Source organism: Paraburkholderia sp. MM5477-R1 (genome assembly GCF_050436385.1).
In the GTDB taxonomy this organism is placed as follows: Bacteria; Pseudomonadota; Gammaproteobacteria; order Burkholderiales; family Burkholderiaceae; genus Paraburkholderia; species Paraburkholderia tuberum.
Window position 1 is genome coordinate 402510 of record NZ_JBNDMC010000004.1, and the last position, 20258, is coordinate 422767.

The 20258-nt window shown below is 59.5% G+C and carries 13 protein-coding genes and 4 pseudogenes; 13 read left to right on the forward strand and 4 right to left on the reverse strand.

Translation table 11 applies throughout. The annotated features are described in order from the left end of the window. Positions 1-501: 501 nt before the first annotated feature. A complete protein-coding gene (locus tag OKW35_RS12275) occupies positions 502-1848 on the forward strand; it encodes a dicarboxylate/amino acid:cation symporter (RefSeq protein ID WP_429552132.1) in 1347 nt (448 codons plus the stop codon). 9 nt (positions 1849-1857) lie between these two features. On the opposite strand, the pseudogene OKW35_RS12280 reads toward OKW35_RS12275, so the two are convergent. From OKW35_RS12280 to OKW35_RS12295, 4 genes and pseudogenes are all read right to left on the reverse strand, one after another. Continuing rightward, a pseudogene (locus tag OKW35_RS12280) lies at positions 1858-1977 on the reverse strand (HoxN/HupN/NixA family nickel/cobalt transporter); the annotation flags it as partial. 115 nt (positions 1978-2092) lie between these two features. Then, positions 2093-3193, reverse strand: a pseudogene (locus OKW35_RS12285) (IS3 family transposase); the annotation flags it as partial. A gap of 54 nt (positions 3194-3247) precedes the next feature. After that, positions 3248-3970, reverse strand: coding sequence for an IS6 family transposase (locus tag OKW35_RS12290; protein ID WP_090812140.1), 723 nt, complete (start codon positions 3968-3970; stop codon positions 3248-3250). Between the two features lie 721 nt (positions 3971-4691). After that, a complete protein-coding gene (locus tag OKW35_RS12295) occupies positions 4692-5414 on the reverse strand; it encodes an IS6 family transposase (protein WP_429552133.1) in 723 nt (240 codons plus the stop codon). 54 nt (positions 5415-5468) lie between these two features. On the opposite strand from OKW35_RS12295, the pseudogene OKW35_RS12300 reads away from it, so the two are divergent. The 12 genes and pseudogenes from OKW35_RS12300 to OKW35_RS12355 form a co-directional block, all read left to right on the forward strand. Then, positions 5469-6941, forward strand: a pseudogene (locus OKW35_RS12300) (Tn3 family transposase); the annotation flags it as partial. A 629-nt stretch (positions 6942-7570) separates the two neighbouring features. Next, positions 7571-8782, forward strand: a complete 1212-nt coding sequence (locus OKW35_RS12305; RefSeq protein WP_429552134.1) for a M24 family metallopeptidase — start codon at positions 7571-7573, stop codon at positions 8780-8782. A 264-nt stretch (positions 8783-9046) separates the two neighbouring features. After that, positions 9047-9844 carry a creatininase gene (locus OKW35_RS12310; RefSeq protein ID WP_429550840.1) on the forward strand — a complete coding sequence of 266 codons (798 nt, stop codon included), beginning with the start codon at positions 9047-9049 and terminating at the stop codon, positions 9842-9844. Between the two features lie 22 nt (positions 9845-9866). Beyond that, positions 9867-11324, forward strand: a complete 1458-nt coding sequence (locus OKW35_RS12315) for a purine-cytosine permease family protein (RefSeq protein WP_429550839.1) — start codon at positions 9867-9869, stop codon at positions 11322-11324. Positions 11325-11455: 131 nt separating this feature from the next. Beyond that, a complete protein-coding gene (locus OKW35_RS12320) occupies positions 11456-12619 on the forward strand; it encodes a porin (RefSeq protein ID WP_429550838.1) in 1164 nt (387 codons plus the stop codon). Positions 12620-12854: 235 nt separating this feature from the next. After that, positions 12855-13865 (forward strand): GlxA family transcriptional regulator, encoded by a 1011-nt coding sequence (locus tag OKW35_RS12325; RefSeq protein WP_429550837.1) that lies wholly within the window; start codon positions 12855-12857, stop codon positions 13863-13865. Positions 13866-14090: 225 nt separating this feature from the next. Next, entirely contained in the window at positions 14091-15302 is a 1212-nt protein-coding gene (locus tag OKW35_RS12330; protein ID WP_429550836.1) for a M24 family metallopeptidase, read from the forward strand. A gap of 81 nt (positions 15303-15383) precedes the next feature. Further along, positions 15384-16643: a serine hydroxymethyltransferase gene (gene glyA / locus OKW35_RS12335; RefSeq protein WP_429550835.1), complete on the forward strand. Its 1260-nt coding sequence runs from the start codon at positions 15384-15386 to the stop codon at positions 16641-16643. Between the two features lie 10 nt (positions 16644-16653). After that, positions 16654-18030, forward strand: a complete 1377-nt coding sequence (locus OKW35_RS12340; protein WP_429550834.1) for an L-serine ammonia-lyase — start codon at positions 16654-16656, stop codon at positions 18028-18030. An 11-nt stretch (positions 18031-18041) separates the two neighbouring features. Continuing rightward, entirely contained in the window at positions 18042-19286 is a 1245-nt protein-coding gene (locus OKW35_RS12345) for a sarcosine oxidase subunit beta family protein (RefSeq protein WP_429550833.1), read from the forward strand. Between the two features lie 14 nt (positions 19287-19300). Further along, a pseudogene (locus OKW35_RS12350) lies at positions 19301-19583 on the forward strand (sarcosine oxidase subunit delta). Further along, on the forward strand, positions 19580-20258 hold a 679-nt coding region (locus tag OKW35_RS12355; protein WP_429552135.1), incomplete at its 3' end, for a 2Fe-2S iron-sulfur cluster-binding protein. The pseudogene OKW35_RS12350 and the gene OKW35_RS12355, both read left to right, overlap by 4 nt.

Genomic DNA, 20258 nt, shown 5'->3' on the forward strand with positions numbered 1-20258 from the left:
CACCCGTCGGGGCGTCGGGCGTGACGCGCGGCTCCGCCGATTGCGGCTTTGTGAATCGGTGCTTCGTCGGCGTTCGCTTCTACATCGTTTGCTGCAATGCACGCTCGGGTTTGCCCGGTTGTCGAGGACTGTCGCGAAGCATAGCCTTCGTAATGATTTGGTAGGAAATACTCGCAGGTCACTGCGTAAGCCGAACTATCGTCATTCGAGGAAACGGCGCTTCGTGGACCGTGATCGCAACCCAAACACATCTCGGTGCTGGGGAATAAGAGCGGATGTTGCGGACGACGCCTAAGCTGCCGTCGCAGACGTCCGGCCTTCGCGTGCTTCGCTGCACGGCAGCATAGATAGCCGACAGATGGCGCGGTGCGGGGTGCGTGGGCGCAGGTTTTGCTCAGCGGCCGCAATGCGGTCGGCCGACGACGCCGACCGTCCCACGGGTCGCGCTATCGTATCGAACGACGGCCTTGTTGACGACCGAAACGACTGGTGGGGATTCAAATGGCTGCGCGCAAACCGCTTTACAAGTCACTCTATTTCCAAGTGATTGTCGCCATCGTCATCGGTGTCCTGCTCGGCTTTTTCGCGCCGCACTGGGGCGAGGCGATGAAGCCGCTCGGCGATGCCTTCATCAAACTGATCAAGATGATCATCGCTCCCATCATCTTCTGTACCGTCGTCATCGGCATTGCCGGCATGGAAGATATGAAGAAGGTGGGCAAGACCGGCGGCCTGGCATTGCTCTATTTCGAAATCGTCAGCGGCATTGCCTTGCTCGTCGGATTGTTGATAGTCAACCTTGCGCAGCCTGGCGCCGGCATGAACGTGGATCCCGCGACGTTGGACGCAAAGGCAGTGTCTATGGTCACCGGCGCGCACAAGATGGAGAGCACTACCGAGTTCCTGATGAACATCATTCCCTCTACCGTGGTCGACGCGTTCGCAAGGGGAGAGATACTACAGGTACTGCTGTTCGCGCTCTTGTTCGGCTTCGCCTTGCACTCATTCGGCGGCAGAGGCACGTTGATATTCGACTTTGTCGAGAAAATCTCCCATGTATTTTTCGGCATTGTCGGCATCATCATGAAGGTGGCGCCGATCGGGGCGTTTGGCGCAATGGCCTTCACCATTGGTAAATACGGCATCGGCAGCATGCTCTCGCTTGGCAAGCTTATGGCCACGTTCTACGTCACCTGCCTGCTCTTCATCTTTGTCGTGCTCGGACTCATTGCCCGCTTCCATGGTTTCAGTGTGTGGAAGCTGATCAAGTATCTCAAGGAAGAGTTGTTTATCGTGCTTGGCACGTCGTCATCCGAAGCAGCGCTGCCGCGCGTGATGGTGAAGCTGGAAAATCTCGGCGCGAAGAAGTCGGTGGTCGGGTTGGTCATTCCTACCGGCTATTCCTTCAACCTCGATGGCACCTCGATCTACCTCACCCTGGCTGCCATTTTCATCGCCCAGGCGACCAACACACCACTGGACCTGACCCACCAGCTTACGTTGCTGGCCGTATTGCTGTTGACCTCCAAAGGTGCCGCCGGTGTCACGGGTAGCGGGTTCATTGTGCTAGCGGCAACACTGTCCGCAGTCGGACATGTACCGGTCGCGGGGCTTGCGCTAATTCTGGGCATCGACCGCTTCATGTCCGAGGCGCGCGCGCTGACCAATTTCATCGGTAATGCGGTGGCGACGCTAGTGGTTGCCAAATGGACCAACGAACTCGACGAGCCCAGAATGCGTAGAGTGCTGGCTAACGAGACCCCTGAGGAAGCGGACGAGCCGGAAAAAGTGCTGGACCAGAGAGACGAAAGAATGCCTGTCGCTGCGTCGGGCGCCCGGAACGTGTAAGGAGCCCGCGAGCACCGCGATCGTCGAATTTTCGAGCGAGAACATCCATTCGACAGTGATCGAACGCTTGCCGAAATGCATCAGCTTCCGAGTCACGTCATCGATCGCCGCAACATCGTTGGCGTCCACCGACCACCAATGTCGCAGCCGCAGAAGGCGTTCAACGGAACGCCACTGTCCGGTATCGCGAGTCCCAACAAACCGGAACGGGACCGGCGGTTGTCAACGTAGTTGTCACGTCACTTCACGCGGACTGCTTTAATTCTGTCGGCTGAACTCGCTCCGGATTGAGCCAGACCTCGTCCTTCAATTTCCAATTGCGAGTCGATCGGGACCACCGCTGCGGATTGCGCGCCTTGGCCTGCGCGTAAACAGCTTCGCGTTGCGCGAGCACCGCAGTGGCGACGCCGCTATGCCGCTGCGCCGGCGTGATGAATTTCAGGCCGCTGTGTTTGTGCTCGTGGTTATACCAGCGCACGAACTGCTGCGTCCAGGTGCGTGCCTCGTCCACGCTGCCGAACGGGCGGCGCGGATAGTCAGGCCGGTACTTGCAGGTGCGGAATAGCGACTCGGCATATGGGTTGTCGTTGCTCACGCGCGGCCGACTAAACGAGGCCACCACGCCCAGGTTCTCCAAGGTGGCGAGCATCGTTGCGCCCTTCATTGGGCTGCCATTATCCGAATGCAGCACCAGGGGGCGTCCTGCCAAGCCCTCGGCCAGACTCGCGCGCCGCATCAGCAACGCCGCCAGTTCTGCCGCTTCCACCTCTTGAACTTCGTGACCGACAATCTTGCGGCTGAACACGTCCAGCATCATGTACCAGTAGTAATACTTGCCCTTGACCGCCGCCGGTAGCCAGGTGATGTCCCACGACCAGACCTGATTAGGCGCCGACGCACAATGACTGGTGACAACCCGCGTGGAAGGCTGGCGTGCACGACCCCGGTGGTGTTGCTGCGAAGCACTGCGCAGCACGCGGTAAAAGCTCGACTCCGACGCGAGGTACACGCCGCGGTCCGCGAGGCTTGGCACGATCTGACTGGGCGGCAGGCTGGCAAATTCCGCGTTATTGGCCACCTCAAGAATATGTTGCCGTTCGGCCTCACTTAGCTTGTTGCCTGGCTCCGGCCGCTCAGTCGTGGTCCGGCCATCGGCGCGCACCGCCTCACCATCACGGACCCAGCGCTGGAACGTGCGCAGGCTCACGCCCAGCTCGTCACAAGCCTTCTCCAACCGGCAGCCCGAATGCGCCGCCTCGCGAATCAACGATATACATAACAGGCGATCCGGGACGTTGATCAATCGTCCTCTTTGTCTCCCCAGATCGCCTGGGCTTTTTTTCTGGTTCTGTCGCAGTAAGCGTGACGAGACGACAAATGTCAATATAATCAGTATTGCTTACATAACCAGTGAATAAAACTGCCGGGAAGCAGACAACGGGTCTTTGCCCACACATTTCATCTGTCCTTTCCTGATCATGTGCATTACCTCGATGCCGCCGAGAATGACCCTCGCACTGTGGAAATCCTTGAACCCTAGCATAGGACGGGTCCGGCGTTTGATAGCCCGATGGTCCTGTTCGACGATGTTATTCAGGTATTTGATCTGGCGGACCTTGATCGGCGTCTCGCGATCGGCATTCACCGCGTTCAACGCGGCCAGATTGGAGCCGCTTTTGTCGATGGTCACGGTCTCTGGCGCACCATTGTGGGCGATGGCTTTTTCAAAGAACCGCCGGGCTGCAACCTTGTCCCGCCTGGCCCTGAGCAGGAAGTCGATCGTGTCGCCCGCCTTGTCCACCGCCCGATAAAGATATTTCCACTCGCCTTTGATCCTGATATAGCTCTCGTCCATTCGCCAGCTTTTCCCAACCGGAAGCTTGTGCTTGCGGAATGTCTTTTCGAATAGCGGCAATAGCTTCCGTACCCAGCGGTACACCGTGGAATGATCAACCGCGATACCACGCTCGTCCATCATCTCCTCGAGATTGCGCAAACTTAACGAATAGGCGACGTACCATCGCACGCACAGCAAAATCACTTCAAGCGGGTAATGAAGCCGCTTCAGGACCTTGGCCAGGCCCGGGGCAAGCGTGGTTCGCGGTGTCTTCGTCTTCTTCATCAGACAGCTCAGAAATTTTGCTGCCCAATTTTAACCCGGCCCCTTACTGCAACAAAACCCCAGACGCTGCCCATTTCGATCTATATCGCGGCGACGGGGTTGCTGAGCCTGGTGTGCGCGTTTTTCCTTGCCGAGACCTTCAAGCGGGATCTGTCCGCGGAGCCGGAAGATGAAGCGGCCACCGCGCTGGGTGCGCATGCGTGCGCGCACTCGCCGCGTCCTTTGTCGCGCTGAGCGCTGGTGTTCTCCATCGCATTGCTCCGTCGTTACGATGGCTACACGTTTGCACCGCGCGTACGTGCGTTCAAGACGGGATGCGCTGACGGATACGAACTGTACGACGATGGCTCGGATGACCGCAATGAGACCGGGCGGATCAGCTGCAACCCGCGCTGATAAAGGGTTGGCGGGCTAACCGTATCAAACGGTTTTGTCGCGTTAAGACGGGAGAGGTAGTATTCGAGGTTTTGTCGCAGTAAGGAATGCGGGGTGAACGAGATCGATATGCACAGTACTGCTTATATTGCGAGGTCGTAAAATTGGTCGGCGCTGGACAGATGAGTTCCGCGAGCACACTTCATCTGTCCTTTGGCGATCATGTGCATTACTTCGATGCCGCCCAGCAGGATCCGGGCGCAGCGGAATGTCTTGAATCCCAGCATGGATGGTTCTGTCGCAGTAAGCGTGACGAGACGACAAATGTCAATATAATCAGTATTGCTTACATAACAAGTGAATAAAACTGCCGGGAAGCAGACAACGGGTCTTTGCCCACACATTTCATCTGTCTTTTCCTGATCATGTGCATTACCTCGATGCCGCCGAGAATGACCCTCGCACTGTGGAAATCCTTGAACCCTAACATAGGACGGGTCCGGCGTTTGATAGCCCGATGGTCCTGTTCGACGATGTTATTCAGGTATTTGATCTGGCGGACCTTGATCGGCGTCTCGCGATCGGCATTCACCGCGTTCAACGCGGCCAGATTGGAGCCGCTTTTGTCGATGGTCACGGTCTCTGGCGCACCATTGTGGGCGATGGCTTTTTCAAAGAACCGCCGGGCTGCAACCTTGTCCCGCCTGGCCCTGAGCAGGAAGTCGATCGTGTCGCCCGCCTTGTCCACCGCCCGATAAAGATATTTCCACTCGCCTTTGATCCTGATATAGCTCTCGTCCATTCGCCAGCTTTTCCCAACCGGAAGCTTGTGCTTGCGGAATGTCTTTTCGAATAGCGGCAATAGCTTCCGTACCCAGCGGTACACCGTGGAATGATCAACCGCGATACCACGCTCATCCATCATCTCCTCGAGATTGCGCAAACTTAACGAATAGGCGACGTACCATCGCACGCACAGCAAAATCACTTCAAGCGGGTAATGAAGCCGCTTCAGGACCTTGGCCAGGCCCGGGGCAAGCGTGGTTCGCGGTGTCTTCGTCTTCTTCATCAGACAGCTCAGAAATTTTTGCTGCCCAATTTTAACCCGGCCCCTTACTGCAACAAAACCAGCTCGAGGCAAATGCTGCAACACATCGATCGCCTGAAACTGCTGCAGGCCGTCGATTTGCCAGCCGGCCTCGACCGGCTGGTCCACCGTAACCGGCTGCTCAAGATTGCCCGTGAAGGCGGGCAGATGACGCCACACGACCTCGCGAAGTTCGAACCGCAGCGCCGGCACGCGACGCTCGCGGCGAGTGTGATGGAAGCGACGGCGACGGTGACGGACGAGATCGTCGAGCTGCACGACCGCATCGTCGGGCGGCTCTTTAACACCGCGAAGAAAAAACACCAGGAGCGGTTCCACCGCGCGGGCAAGGCCATCAACGACAAGGTGAGACTATTCGGGAAACTGGGCCGGGCCCTGCTCAAGGCGAAGGAGGACGGCGTCGATGCGTTCAAGGCGATCGAATCCGTCATCTCATGGGACGCCTTCACCCAAAGTGTCACCGAGGCCGAGCAACTGGCGCAGCCCGAGGCGTTCGATTTCCTGCACGAGATCGGTGACCACTACGCAACCTTGCGCCGCTATGTGCCGGCCTTCCTCGAGGTTCTGAAGCTGCGCGCGGCGCCGGCGGCCGTCGACGTGCTCGACGCCATTAACACGATTCGCACCATGGATAGCGACGGCACACGCAAGTTGCCCGCCGACGCGCCGACCAGGTTCATCAAGCCGCGCTGGAGGCCGCTGGTATTCACGAATGCCGGGCTCGAGCGCCGGTACTACGAGTTGTGCGCGCTCTACGAGCTGAAGAACGCTCTGCGCTCGGGCGACGTCTGGGTGCAAGGTTCCCGCCAGTTTAAGGATTTCGACGACTATCTGTTGCCGGCCGAAAAATTCCAAGCCATCCGGCGGGAGAACCTGCTGCCACTGCCTATCACGACCGACTGCGAGCAGTATCTCCTGGAGCGGCGGCAGTTGCTCGAGCAGCGGCTGGAAACGGTCAACCGGCTCGCGGCGGCCAACGATCTGCCCGATGCCATCATCACGGACTCGGGCCTGAAGATCACGCCGCTCGATGCGGTGGTACCGGACGACGCGGAAGCGCTGATCGGCCAGACCGCGCTGATGCTGCCGCGCGTGAAGATCACCGAGCTGTTGATGGAGGTGGACGCGTGGACCGGCTTCACCTCTCACTTCACGCACCTGAAGACCGGCGAGACGACTCAGGACAAGACGCTGCTGCTCACAACGATCCTCGCGGATGCGATCAACCTCGGCCTCACGAAGATGGCCGAGGCCTGCCCAGGCACGACCTACGCAAAACTGGCGTGGCTGCAGGCATGGCACATCCGCGACGAGACGTATTCCCAGGCGCTGGCCGAACTCGTCAACGCCCAGCACCATCCGTTCGCCGCTCACTGGGGAGATGGCACGACCTCATCATCCGATGGCCAGCGCTTCCGCGCCGGCGGCCGCGCGCAGAGCACCGGGCACGTCAATCCCAAGTACGGCGCCGAGCCGGGCCGGTTGTACACGGGCTTTGGCCGTAAGGCGCTATGGCTCGACGACGCCGATGTGGTGCAGCACACGCGGCAAGTGGAGAGGCTTGACGTGGCCGAACCAAAATAGTTAGGCAGACTGAAGAAGTCTATAGTCACCCCGTCGCGACCGGCAAGCTGGCCAAGACCTTCCGATGTACAAACGGCACGCGTTGGCTGAGGTATCGGTCGCGGCGGCATCCGGAGAATCGCGTCTTTCAGGGCTATTTTTATGTGTTCAATGCCCGCATATAGATTGGCCGAAAAAAACGATCGTCCAAATGCCGGCCGCGATTCCCCGTTGTGGAAGCATTCCCATGGCGAGAAGCAAAAGGACGGATGCTCGAACGGAAGGCGCCGTCGGGTCGAAACCTTCCATGTCTGGCACCCGCTGACCAAGGAACAGTTCTCGCGACGCCCGGATATGGTCGGTGATAGTGTGCCATAGCAGGTGCTAGGTAGTGCTGGCCGAGACCAGTGCTACTGTGAACTCGCAGCCCCGAGAGTGTTTACCCTTCATGTCGAAAATCGAGAGTAGTTTGTCGCAGTCGATAATATTCTGATTCGTTGAACTTCTACTATTCGCTCACACCTGCTGGCGTTTTTTCACCAAGGAGCGAGCGCATGAAACTGGAAAATCTGATTCGGATTGAGAATGGCGAGAAGGTGAAGCACACCTTCTCGGATGCGGAGTATGCGAGCCGCCAGGGCAAGCTGCGCGCATTGATGTCCAACGAGAATATAGATGCCGTGCTGTTCACGTCGTATCACAACATCAACTATTACGGGGACTTCCTGTACTGCTCGTTCGGCCGTAAGTACGGGCTCGTCGTAACGCCGAACAAGGTGGTGTCGATCTCGGCAAATATCGATGGCGGCCAGCCGTGGCGTCGTACGGTCGGCGACTACAACGTGGTCTACACCGACTGGCAGCGCGATAACTTCTTCCGTGCCGTGCAGCAGGAAATCGACAACAAGGGCCGCGTCGGCATCGAGTTCGATCATGTTCCCGTGGATGTGCTGGAAAAGCTCAGAGCCGCGCTGCCCTCTGTCGAATTCGTCGATATCAGTGCGCAGACGATGCACATGCGCATGATCAAGTCCGCTGCAGAAATCGAGGTCATCAGGCATGGCGCCAATGTGTGCGATGTTGGGGGAGCGGCGCTTGCCGCCGCTGTTCATGAAGGTGTGCCCGAACACGAAGTCGCGCTCGCGTCGACCCAGGCGATGGTCCGTGAAATCGCCACGCGTTTCCCCGATTCAGAGCTGATGGACACGTGGACGTGGTTCCAGTCCGGCATCAACACGGACGGCGCCCACAACCCGGTGACCACACGCAAGGTGCAGAAGGGCGACATCCTGAGCCTGAACTGCTTCTCGATGATCGCCGGTTACTACACGGCCCTCGAGCGCACGATGTTTTTCGACCACTGCTCCGACGAGCACCTGCGTTTGTGGAAGGTCAACGTCGAAGTGCACGAGGCGGGCCTGAAGCTGATCAAGCCGGGCGCGCGATGCAGCGATATCGCCCACGAACTGAACAGGATTTACGCGGAGTACAACCTGCTGCAATACCGCACGTTTGGCTACGGCCACTCGTTCGGTGTGCTCTCGCATTACTACGGACGCGAAGCCGGGCTCGAACTGCGCGAAGACATCGACACGGTGCTCGAACCGAACATGGTCATTTCGATGGAACCGATGATCATGCTGCCGCAAGGTTTGCCTGGCGCGGGCGGTTATCGTGAGCACGACATCCTGGTGGTGGGCGAGAAAGATGCCACCAACATTACTGGATTCAGGTACGGCCCGGAGCACAACATCATCAAGGCCTGACACTGACGCTTTCGGTTCAGCCGGAAGACTACCTTAGCTCCGAAAATTCTCGAAGCGTAGGATTCGGTGACCCCGAGCGCTACGGCGGCACATCGCCGCCGTTCTCCTCATCGACGTCGTTTTGCCTGCGCTGCGGGAATGTCGAAAATGGGAAGCGATTTGTCGTGAATGGAAACATTTCCGGATTTTTAGGCTTCTACGATAGTCTGATGGTTCGCGTGGTATCGACATAAACAGAAACGGCAGGTAAGGAGGAGTATTTCCATGGAAAAAAGCGTGGTAATAGGCGAGCTCGCGTGGCCCGAGTACGCGCGCCGGGTGAAAGAGCAAGCGCAGCCCATCCTGATTCCGATTGGTGCGCTGGAGCAGCACGGCCCGCACATGTCGATGAACCCCGATGTGCTGCTGCCAAGCGCAATTGCGGTTGCAGTAGGGCGGCAAATCGACGCGCTGGTGGCCCCTGCCATTGCGTATGGCTACAAATCCCAGCAGAAGAGCGGCGGCGGCAACCATCTGTGTGGCACAACCAGTCTGGATGGCCACACGCTGTCGTTGACTGTGAAAGACGTCCTCAAGGAGTTTGCCCGTCACGGCGCGCGGAAGGTCTGCCTTGTCAATGGACATTTCGAGAATTCCATGTTCGCCGTCGAAGGGGTTGATCTGGCGATTCGCGAGCTGCGCTGGGAAGGCATTCACGACTTTCAGGTTGTGATGCTTTCTTACTGGGATTTCGTTACTGAAGAAACGATCGCCCGGATCTATCCGGATGGTTTTCCAGGCTGGGCGGTGGAGCACGGCGGTGTGCTGGAAACATCGTTGATGCTGCACCTGCATCCACATCTGGTCGACATGTCGTGCGTTCAGGCGCATGCACCGGCGAGCTTTCCGCCGTATGACGTCTTTCCGCCGATTCCGGAGTGGACGCCTGCGTCCGGGTGCCTGTCCTCGGCCGCGGCCGCTTCTGCGGAAAAGGGGGCGTTGCTGTTCGACGTCTGTGTTGAAGGGATCTCGCGCGCACTTCGCGAAGCCTACGATGCGCGCGTCAAAGCGTCACGCGCCTGAAGCATCCAAAAAGGGGAACACAATGGGAAACTACGATAGCCGTAACCCGCATGCCGAAGTGACAGCCGACAAGGCATGGAGCGTCGAACAGCACGGCATCGATCCGATTCCTTTAAAAGATCGTCACGGTACGCCCGCCGAGCTGTTCAAGATGTGGATCGGTGCGAACACCAACTATGTGGTGGTGGTGACGGGGGCACTGGCGCTGTCGCAAGGACTGTCACTGTGGCAGTCACTGGGTGCGATTCTGGTCGGTAACCTGTTCGGCTGCTTTGTGCTGGGCCTGACTACGATCATGGGGCCGCGTACCGGCACGTCCGGCATCATGACCTCGCGCAGTTCGTTCGGCCAGCTGGGATCGTTCCTCCCCAAAGCGGTGAGTCTGGTTTCCGCACTCAGCTGGTTTTCGATCAATTCGGTGGTCGCCACCCAGGCGCTCGAAACGCTGCTGAAGATGGGTGGGTTCCACAGCCACGGGGTGGTCTGGGTCTCACTGGCGATCATTCTCGCGGCGGAAATCCTGCTGGCGATCTTTGGACACGCGACCATCATCGCCGCGGAAAAATGGATTGCGGTCGTGCTCGCCATGCTCTTCGGTGGGTTGGCGGCCTTCGTGCTGCCGCATACGAGCTTCGCGATGGCGTCGGCGATCAACCACGGTGGCGGATCGATCAGTACGTGGCTGATCGCCATGGGGATCATCTTTTCCTATCCGATCGGCTGGGCGAATTTCGCCTCCGACTACAGCCGCTATTTCCCCGCGGAAACCAGCTGGAAAAAGATCGCGCTGGCGGCCGGTGGCGGGCAGTTCGTCGCGCTGATGTTCTGTGAAGTGATCGGCGTGCTGTTTGCGACGGCACTGGGTGGCACGCTCGGCGACGACCCGGTCAGCCAGCTTGGCCGATTTTTGCCGACGTGGTTCATCGTGCCACTGCTGTTCGCGATCATCCTCGGCGGCATCGCGGCCAACGTGCCTAACGGCTACACGGCGGGACTGGGGCTGCTGGCGTTGCGCATTCCGATCAACCGGATCACGTCGCTGACCATCATTGCGCTGTTCACGCTGGGCTTCCGGGTGGTGACCGTGTTCTACGGGCAGTTCTTCGACATGTATCAGGTGTTTCTGAACTACATGGTCTTCTGGACCGCACCGTGGGCGGCCATCGTGATTGTCGACTACTTCATGCGCCGTGGCCGGTATCAGGCGGACGCCTGGATGAAGTGGGGAAGCGGCGCGTACTGGTACAACGCGGGGATCTTCTGGCCGGGTGTGATTGCGCTGCTGGTCGGGATCGCGGCGTCGCTTTTGTTCTCCAATTCGCCGACCTATGTCAGCCCATTGATGCGCGACTACCTCGGCTGGGGCGATCTTAGCTTTGGGTTCGGTCTACTCTCCGCGGGCCTGACCTACTTCACGATGGCCCGGCGTAGCCCATACTTCCGAGCCACAGTAGACGCCGTCGTTCAAGTGGCGAGTTGAACTCCGCACGATCTTGTTTTCCTGGATTACCCGCGTCAAACCTCGACGGGATACCGTCGCCGTTGTGAAGCGCGGGTATTTTTTGACGCATCAGCTGATTTCGTCAACCACCGCAAATTCATTGAGCCAACATGTATAAAAGGTCCCTACTCGCGGTCATGCTCTTTTGCGCCTTTACTGTTCCGGCGCACGCGCAAAGCAGCGTGGCACTCTACGGTCTGTTCGATACTGGCCTGATCTACACAAACAATCAACTCGGGCATAGCAACTGGCAGGAAGTAACCAGCTCGACGCAGAACACGGTGTTTGGCCTCAAAGGAACAGAAGATCTGGGCGGTGGCTTTCGCGCGCTGTTCAAACTTGAGCAATCCTTTCTTTTGAATAACGGCGCCCAGGCTTTTGCCGGTAGCGCGTTCGGTTCTCAGGCATGGGTCGGCCTGCAAAGCGATCCGTACGGCACCCTGACGTTTGGTCGCCAGTTTGACGTGATGAACGACCTGGTCGGACCGCTCACGGCCGGATACAACACGTGGGGTGGCAGTATCGCCGCACATCCATTCGAAAATGACAACCTCGCCGCCAACTCGGTCGTCATCAACAACTCGGTCAAGTACGCGAGCCCGACGTACCACGGCGTCATGTTCGAAACGATGTATTCGTTCAGCAACAAGGCAGGCGACTTCGCGAATAACCGCTCGTACGGTTTCGGCCTGTCGTATGCCGAGGGGCCGCTGAATCTTGCCGCGGGCTACCTGCAACTGAACAACGCGGGTAACGGCACTGGCGCCGTGACTACCAGCGATACAAGCGCAAACTTCATCGCCGAGCGTCAGCGTATCTGGTCGCTTGGCGGTAACTTGACGTTCGGACCGGCCACTGTCGGGCTGGTCTGGAGTCATACGCAGATCGACAACGCGGCGGGCGTCTTCTCGTTCGGCACGGGCAGCTACCTCGGCGCCAACGATGCCTCCGCCGGCACCCTCGCCGGTTCGCTGCGCCTCGACAACTACGAAGCGAATGCGAAGTACGCGCTCACGGAGGCGGTGAGCGTATCGGGCGCGTACACCTATACGCATGGCGCCTACAACGGCTCTTCGCCGGGATGGAACACGGCCATGTTGCAGACCGACTACTCCGTCAGCAGGCGCACAGACTTCTATCTCGAAGGTGTGTATCAGAACGTGCATGGCGCGCCAGCGGACTCCGTGCTGTCGCATGCGATGATCAACACGCTGTCGCCGTCCGCGACGACCACGCAAGTGGCGGTTACGGTAGGCATGCGTCACGCGTTCTGAGCGCCCGCTATTAAACGACCAGCGGCAACGTCTGCCTGGGCCTTGCCAGGCAGACGCCCATTTCGACCACGTCACAGCCTCGGGCCGCCCCCGCTATTGCGCCGCTCGCGGATCGGCGTTCTTCACTGGAAATGACTGGGTGCTGGAGGTAGGATGCCAGGAATCCGTCGACCGAAGCGTTTGTGGGCGAGGTAGCCTGCAGGCGAGCCGGGTCGTTGCTGACCAGAACCCGTCTATGCCAACTCGCCCTATCAAGCTCGAAGAGCGTCACGCTGACGGACTTCATGACCTCGGCGTCAGAAAATATGGATTTCTGCTGCTCGACAATTTCTCATTGATCGCACTGGGTGCCGCAGTCGATCCCTTGCGGATCGCCAACATGGTCGTCGGGCGCCGTGTCTACGACTATCAACTCATCAGCGCGGGAGGAGAGTGTGTTCAATCGAGCGACGGCATCCGCGTACTCCCCGACGCAACGATCCGGGACCCGGGCTCGTTCGACGCCGTATTCGTAGTCGGCCCCAATCCGATTCCACGCAAGGGGATCGGCGCAGTGCTGGATTGGCTACGGCTGCATGCGCGCGGCGGCACCGCGCTGGGCGGTCTCGACACCGGCAGTTACTTTCTGGCCCGCGCCGGTTTGCTAAACGGCTATCGGTGCACGATTCACTGGGAAGATCAGGACGTGCTGATGGGCCAGTTCCCAAAGCTCATCGTCTCCAATCGCCTCTACGAAGTGGATCGGGATCGCTACACATGCAGTGGCGGTGTCGCGCCGCTGGACCTGATGGTGCATCTGCTTGGCATGCCACCCGGCAGCCGTTCGCTTGCCGCACGCGTGCTCGAATTGCTCGTTGCAGAACGACGCAGTCACGAGCAACAGCAGCGGACATCGCTTCGCCAATACATGGGCGCGGAACATACGAAACTCGACGAAGCTTTGCAGATCATGGAGAGCAATGTCGAGGAAGCGCTCTCGGTCGCGGAGGTAGCTTCGTATCTGGGCGTCTCACAGCGCCAGCTTGAGCGCTGGTTCAACGATCGGACAGGTAAGACGCCGGCTCAGGCCTATCTTGAGATTCGCCTGCTCCGCGCCCGCCAGTTGCTATACCGGACGGGCAAGCCGCTCGAAGAGGTCTGTTCACGAACAGGCTTCACATCACTGACGCACTTCGCGACGCGTTACAAAGCACAGTTCAAGATTTCGCCCATGGCGGACCGTCGGCGATACCAGAACGCATTGTAAGGCAGCACCCGCCACACAGTTTCCTTGCTCCAGCCCACGCACGATCGCTGCGGCGGAGGCGCACGCTCGTTGAACAGGCCAATCCGACAGCTAAACGAGCTCACGGAGGTAAACCCTCAATGTCGAAATTGAGGATCGTCGTGTCGTTTTCGAAAACGTTCTAAATCCCCGACCTTCTACTATTCGCTCACACCTGCTGGCGTTTTTTCACCAAGGAGCGAGCGCATGAAACTGGAAAATCTGATTCGGATTGAGAATGGCGAGAAGGTGAAGCACACCTTCTCGGATGCGGAGTATGCGAGCCGCCAGGGCAAGCTGCGCGCATTGATGTCCAACGAGAATATAGATGCCGTGCTGTTCACGTCGTATCACAACATCAACTATTACGGGGACTTCCTGTACTGCTCGTTCGGCCGTAAGTACGGGCTCGTCGTAACGCCGAACAAGGTGGTGTCGATCTCGGCAAATATCGATGGCGGCCAGCCGTGGCGTCGTACGGTCGGCGACTACAACGTGGTCTACACCGACTGGCAGCGCGATAACTTCTTCCGTGCCGTGCAGCAGGAAATCGACAACAAGGGCCGCGTCGGCATCGAGTTCGATCATGTTCCCGTGGATGTGCTGGAAAAGCTCAAAGCCGCGCTGCCCTCTGTCGAATTCGTCGATATCAGTGCGCAGACGATGCACATGCGCATGATCAAGTCCGCTGCAGAAATCGAGGTCATCAGGCATGGCGCCAATGTGTGCGATGTGGGGGGAGCGGCGCTTGCCGCCGCTGTTCATGAAGGTGTGCCCGAACACGAAGTCGCGCTCGCGTCGACCCAGGCGATGGTCCGTGAAATCGCCACGCGTTTCCCCGATTCAGAGCTGATGGACACGTGGACGTGGTTCCAGTCCGGCATCAACACGGACGGCGCCCACAACCCGGTGACCACACGCAAGGTGCAGAAGGGCGACATCCTGAGCCTGAACTGCTTCTCGATGATCGCCGGTTACTACACGGCCCTCGAGCGCACGATGTTTTTCGACCACTGCTCCGACGAGCACCTGCGTTTGTGGAAGGTCAACGTCGAAGTGCACGAGGCGGGCCTGAAGCTGATCAAGCCGGGCGCGCGATGCAGCGATATCGCCCACGAACTGAACAGGATTTACGCGGAGTACAACCTGCTGCAATACCGCACGTTTGGCTACGGCCACTCGTTCGGTGTGCTCTCGCATTACTACGGCCGCGAAGCCGGGCTCGAACTGCGCGAAGACATCGACACGGTGCTCGAACCGAACATGGTCATTTCGATGGAACCGATGATCATGCTGCCGCAAGGCCTGCCTGGCGCGGGCGGTTATCGTGAGCACGACATCCTGGTGGTGGGCGAGAAAGATGCAACCAACATCACCGGATTCAGGTACGGCCCGGAGCACAACATCATCAAGGCCTGAATCTAAGCCTGTTCCGGTCTCATTCGAATCACCCTGCGGCTACGGCCGCAGGCACCCCAGGATGTTGCAGGAGACGTTTCAATGTTTTCAAAGGAACAAACCATTGCTGGGTTCGATCCGGAACTGTCTGACGCGATGCGCCTTGAGCGCCAGCGTCAGGAAGTTCACATCGAGCTCATCGCATCGGAAAACTACACCAGCCCCCGCGTGCTCGAAGCGCAGGGCTCGGTGCTCACCAACAAATACGCCGAAGGTTATCCAGGCAAGCGTTACTACGGTGGCTGCGAACATGTCGACGTAGTGGAGTCACTGGCGATCGCGCGTGCGAAGCAGCTCTTTGGCGCAGATTATGCGAACGTCCAGCCGCATAGTGGCTCGCAGGCGAACGCCGCGGTCTATCTGGCATTGCTGAGCCCGGGCGACACGATTCTCGGCATGAGCCTCGCACACGGTGGTCACCTCACGCATGGGGCGAAGGTGTCATTTTCCGGCAAGCTCTATCACGCAGTCCAGTACGGCGTCGATACAGAAACCGGCCTGATCGATTACGACGAAGTCGAGCGCCTGGCGGTCGAATACCAGCCGAAAATGATCGTGGCGGGTTTCTCCGCCTACTCGCGTGTTCTCGATTTCGCGCGTTTCCGGAAGATCGCGGATCGCGTCGGCGCCTTACTCTTTGTCGACATGGCACACGTGGCAGGACTCGTGGCGGCAGGACTATATCCGAATCCTGTGCCGTTTGCGGACATCGTCACGACGACTACCCACAAGACGCTGCGCGGCCCGCGCGGCGGGCTTATTCTCGCCAGAGCCAACGCCGAGATCGAAAAGAAGCTCAATTCGATGGTTTTCCCCGGAACCCAGGGCGGGCCGCTGATGCACGTCATCGCGGCGAAGGCCGTCGCGTTCAGGGAAGCCCTCGGCTCCGACTTTGTCGAGTACCAGAAACAGACGCTGGCGAATGCGCGCGCGATGGTTTCGGTATTCGTCGAGCGCGGCTATGACGTGGTGTCCGGCGGCACGGACGATCACCTGTTTCTTGTCGACCTGGTCGCGAAAGGAATCACCGGCAAGGACGCGGACGCGGCACTGGGCCGTGCGCACATCACGGTAAACAAGAATGCGGTGCCGAACGATCCGCAATCGCCGTTCGTGACGAGCGGGATCCGCATCGGCACACCTGCCATCACGACACGCGGATTCAGGGAGGTTGATGCCGTGCTGACCGCCGCGCTCATCTGCGACGTGCTGGACAACCTCGGCGATGCCCAGGTCGAGCAGCGCGTGCGCGAACAGGTGGCGAAGTTGTGTGCGCGCCTGCCGGTATACGCTGGACTTTAATGAGAAAGCCATGAACGTCAGCACCTTCGATCTCTTCAAGATCGGCATTGGGCCCTCGAGCTCTCATACCGTCGGGCCGATGATCGCGGCTTGCCGGTTCGCGACCCGCATGCGCGACGCCGGAAAGCTTGGTGAGGTGAGCGCGATCCGGGCGGACCTGTACGGCTCGCTCGGCGCCACCGGCAAGGGACACGGCACCGACAAGGCTGTGCTGCTTGGGCTCGAAGGGAATCTCCCCGATGCGATCGATCCCGACTACGTGGAAACCCGGTTGGCTCATATTCGCTCAACGAAGTCGATCGAAGTCGCTGGAGTCCAGCAGATTGCCTTCGACGAGAAGACGCAGATGGTGTTCCTGCGCCGCGAGGTGCTGCCGTTCCACGCTAATGGAATGCGCTTCACCGCTTTCGACGCAAGCGGCAAGGTGGTCGACGAGCAAGTCTATTACTCGGTTGGGGGCGGCTTTGTTGTTGACGATGCAGGGGAGCGCCTCAACGGCCAGGAAGGTGCCACACGGGTTCCTTATCCGTTCAGGACAGGTGTCGAACTGTTGCGCATGTGCGGCGAGAGCGGCCTGTCTATCGCAGGGTTGATGCTCGCCAACGAAGCAACCTGGCGCACGCCCGAAACCGCGCGCCAAGGGTTGCTGAAGATCAGGGACGCGATGTCTGCAGCGATCGCGCGCGGATGCTCGATGGAAGGCACCTTGCCGGGACCCATGAAGGTGAAGCGACGCGCGGCCGATCTGTTTCGGCAGTTGAAAGCGCAGTCAGAAGAAAGCCTGCGCGATCCGCTATCGATGATTGACTGGATCAACCTGTACGCGATGGCGGTGAATGAAGAAAACGCCGCTGGCGGACGGATCGTCACGGCGCCGACCAATGGAGCGGCGGGGATCATTCCGGCTGTCCTGCAGTACTACGTCAAGTTTGTGTCCGGTTCCAACGACGATGGCGTTGTTGAATTCCTGCTGACGGCCTCTGCGATCGGGTTGCTCTACAAGGAAAACGCGTCGATCTCGGGCGCGGAGGTCGGCTGCCAGGGCGAAGTCGGCGTCGCGTGCTCGATGGCGGCCGCCGCGCTCGCCGCGGTCCTCGGCGGATCACCAGAACAGGTCGAAAACGCCGCTGAAATTGGCATGGAACACAACCTGGGCATGACCTGCGATCCGGTGGGCGGCCTGGTGCAGATTCCCTGCATCGAGCGTAACGCGATGGGCGCAGTGAAAGCTGTGAACGCCGCCCGCATGGCACTGCGCGGCAATGGCAAACACTACGTATCGCTGGATAAGGTCATCAAGACGATGCGCGAGACAGGCGCCGATATGAAGACCAAGTACAAGGAAACCTCACGCGGGGGCCTTGCGGTCAACGTGATTGAGTGTTGAGGAGACAGACGATGAGCCGGTATTCGATATTCAGTTTGTTGCGCAACGGGTTGTCGTATCACGAGAACTGGGAGCGCGCATGGAAGAGCCCCGAGCCGAAGAAGGAATACGACGTGGTGATCGTCGGCGGCGGCGGCCATGGTCTTGCCACCGCGTACTACCTCGCGAAGGAACTCGGCGTGCGTAACATCGCGGTGCTGGAAAAGGGCTGGATCGGCGGCGGCAACACGGCGCGCAATACGACAATCGTGCGCTCGAACTATCTGTGGGACGAGTCGGCCGCGCTGTACGAAAAGGCTCTCCAGTTGTGGGAGGGGCTCTCGCAGGACATCAACTACAACGTGATGTTCAGTCAGCGCGGCGTGATCAATCTCGCCCACACGCTGCAGGATGTGCGCGACACCGAACGTCGCGTCAATGCAAACCGGCTGAACGGCGTCGATGCTGAATTCCTCACCCCCGAGCAGATCAAGGAGATCGTGCCGGTGATCAACCTGCACAGCCGTTATCCGGTGCTGGGCGCCTCATTCCAGCGCCGCGCCGGTGTAGCCCGGCACGATGCGGTCGCATGGGGCTATGCGCGCGGTGCGGACCAGCATGGTGTCGACATTCTGCAGAACTGTGGCGTGACCGGCATTCGCCGGGCCAACGGCGCAGTGGTCGGAGTCGATACCGTCAAAGGCTTCATCAAGGCGAAGAAGGTCGCGGTGGTCGCAGCAGGTAACAGCAGCGTGCTCGCGGAGATGGCGGGGATCCGCCTGCCGCTTGAAAGCCATCCGCTGCAGGCACTGGTGTCCGAACCGATCAAACCGATTGTTAATACGGTGATTATGTCGAATGCGGTGCACGCCTACATCAGTCAGTCCGACAAGGGTGACCTCGTGATCGGTGCGGGCGTCGACCAATACACCGGATATGGCCAGCGCGGTAGTTTCCACACCATCGAAGGCACGCTCCAGGCGATTGTCGAAATGTTCCCGGTGTTCTCGCGCGTGCGGATGAACCGGCAGTGGGGCGGGATCGTCGATGTGTCGCCGGATGCGTGTCCGATCGTCAGCAAGACAGACGTGAAAGGACTGTACTTCAACTGCGGCTGGGGCACGGGGGGCTTTAAGGCCACACCGGGTTCCGGGTGGGCCTTCGCTCACACCATTGCAAACGACACACCGCATCCGCTGAATGCGCCGTTCTCTCTGGACCGGTTCTACACCGGCCATCTGATCGACGAACACGGCGCGGCAGCGGTCGCGCACTAACCAGGGAGAGATCCATGTTGCTCATTCAATGCCCCTGGTGCGGGCCGCGCGCCGAGTCCGAATTCTCGTACGGCGGCGAAGCCGAGATCGTGCGTCCGCTCGACACCGAGAAGCTTACTGACAGGGAATGGGGCGAGTACCTGTTCATAGCGCAAGAACACGCGTGGCCTGCACCGTGAACAGTGGAACCACGCGCAGGGATGCCGCCGCTGGTTCAACGCCGAGCGCGATACGGTGACGTACGCGTTCAGGTCGGTCAGCAAGATCGGCGTTCCGGAAGAAGGAGAATCAGCATGAACCAGCAGAACCGTTTGCCATCGGGCGGGCGCATCAATCGCGCGATTCCCCTGACGTTCACGTTTAACGGCCGCACGTTCCAAGGCTTTCAGGGCGACACGCTGGCGTCGGCGCTGCTTGCCAATGATGTGCATTTCGTTGCGCGCAGCTTCAAGTACCACCGGCCGCGCGGCATCGTGACCGCGGGCGTCGAGGAACCGAATGCGCTGGTGCAGCTCGAGCGCGGCGCCCACACGATCCCGAACGCGCGTGCGACGGAGGTCGAGCTCTATCAGGGGCTCGACGCGACAAGCGTGAACGCGGAGCCGAGCCTCGAACACGATCGCATGGCGATCAACCAGAAGTTCGCCCGATTCATGCCGGCCGGCTTCTATTACAAGACCTTCATGTGGCCGCGCAGCTTCTGGCCGAAGTACGAGGAACGCATTCGCCACGCCGCGGGTCTGGGCAAGTCGCCGGAGGTAAACGACCCGGGCCGCTACGACAAGCGCTTTGCGCATTGTGACGTGTTGATCGTCGGCGCGGGTCCAGCGGGACTGGCTGCGGCACGAACGGCGGGCGCGAGTGGCGCGCGGGTCATTCTGGTTGACGACCAGCCCGAACTGGGCGGAAGTCTGCTGTCGGGCACAGAAAAGATTGACGGCAAGCCGGCCAGCGACTGGGCGCGCGCGATCG

Coding starts and splice junctions, on each gene's coding strand:
- OKW35_RS12345 (WP_429550833.1), top strand. CDS start 18,042: ATGAGCCGGTATTCGATATTCAGTTTGTTGCGCAACGGGTTGTCGTAT.
- OKW35_RS12315 (WP_429550839.1), top strand. CDS start 9,867: ATGGGAAACTACGATAGCCGTAACCCGCATGCCGAAGTGACAGCCGAC.
- OKW35_RS12290 (WP_090812140.1), bottom strand. CDS start 3,970: ATGAAGAAGACGAAGACACCGCGAACCACGCTTGCCCCGGGCCTGGCC.
- OKW35_RS12310 (WP_429550840.1), top strand. CDS start 9,047: ATGGAAAAAAGCGTGGTAATAGGCGAGCTCGCGTGGCCCGAGTACGCG.
- OKW35_RS12305 (WP_429552134.1), top strand. CDS start 7,571: ATGAAACTGGAAAATCTGATTCGGATTGAGAATGGCGAGAAGGTGAAG.
- OKW35_RS12275 (WP_429552132.1), top strand. CDS start 502: ATGGCTGCGCGCAAACCGCTTTACAAGTCACTCTATTTCCAAGTGATT.
- OKW35_RS12320 (WP_429550838.1), top strand. CDS start 11,456: ATGTATAAAAGGTCCCTACTCGCGGTCATGCTCTTTTGCGCCTTTACT.
- glyA (WP_429550835.1), top strand. CDS start 15,384: ATGTTTTCAAAGGAACAAACCATTGCTGGGTTCGATCCGGAACTGTCT.
- OKW35_RS12330 (WP_429550836.1), top strand. CDS start 14,091: ATGAAACTGGAAAATCTGATTCGGATTGAGAATGGCGAGAAGGTGAAG.
- OKW35_RS12340 (WP_429550834.1), top strand. CDS start 16,654: ATGAACGTCAGCACCTTCGATCTCTTCAAGATCGGCATTGGGCCCTCG.
- OKW35_RS12325 (WP_429550837.1), top strand. CDS start 12,855: ATGCCAACTCGCCCTATCAAGCTCGAAGAGCGTCACGCTGACGGACTT.
- OKW35_RS12295 (WP_429552133.1), bottom strand. CDS start 5,414: ATGAAGAAGACGAAGACACCGCGAACCACGCTTGCCCCGGGCCTGGCC.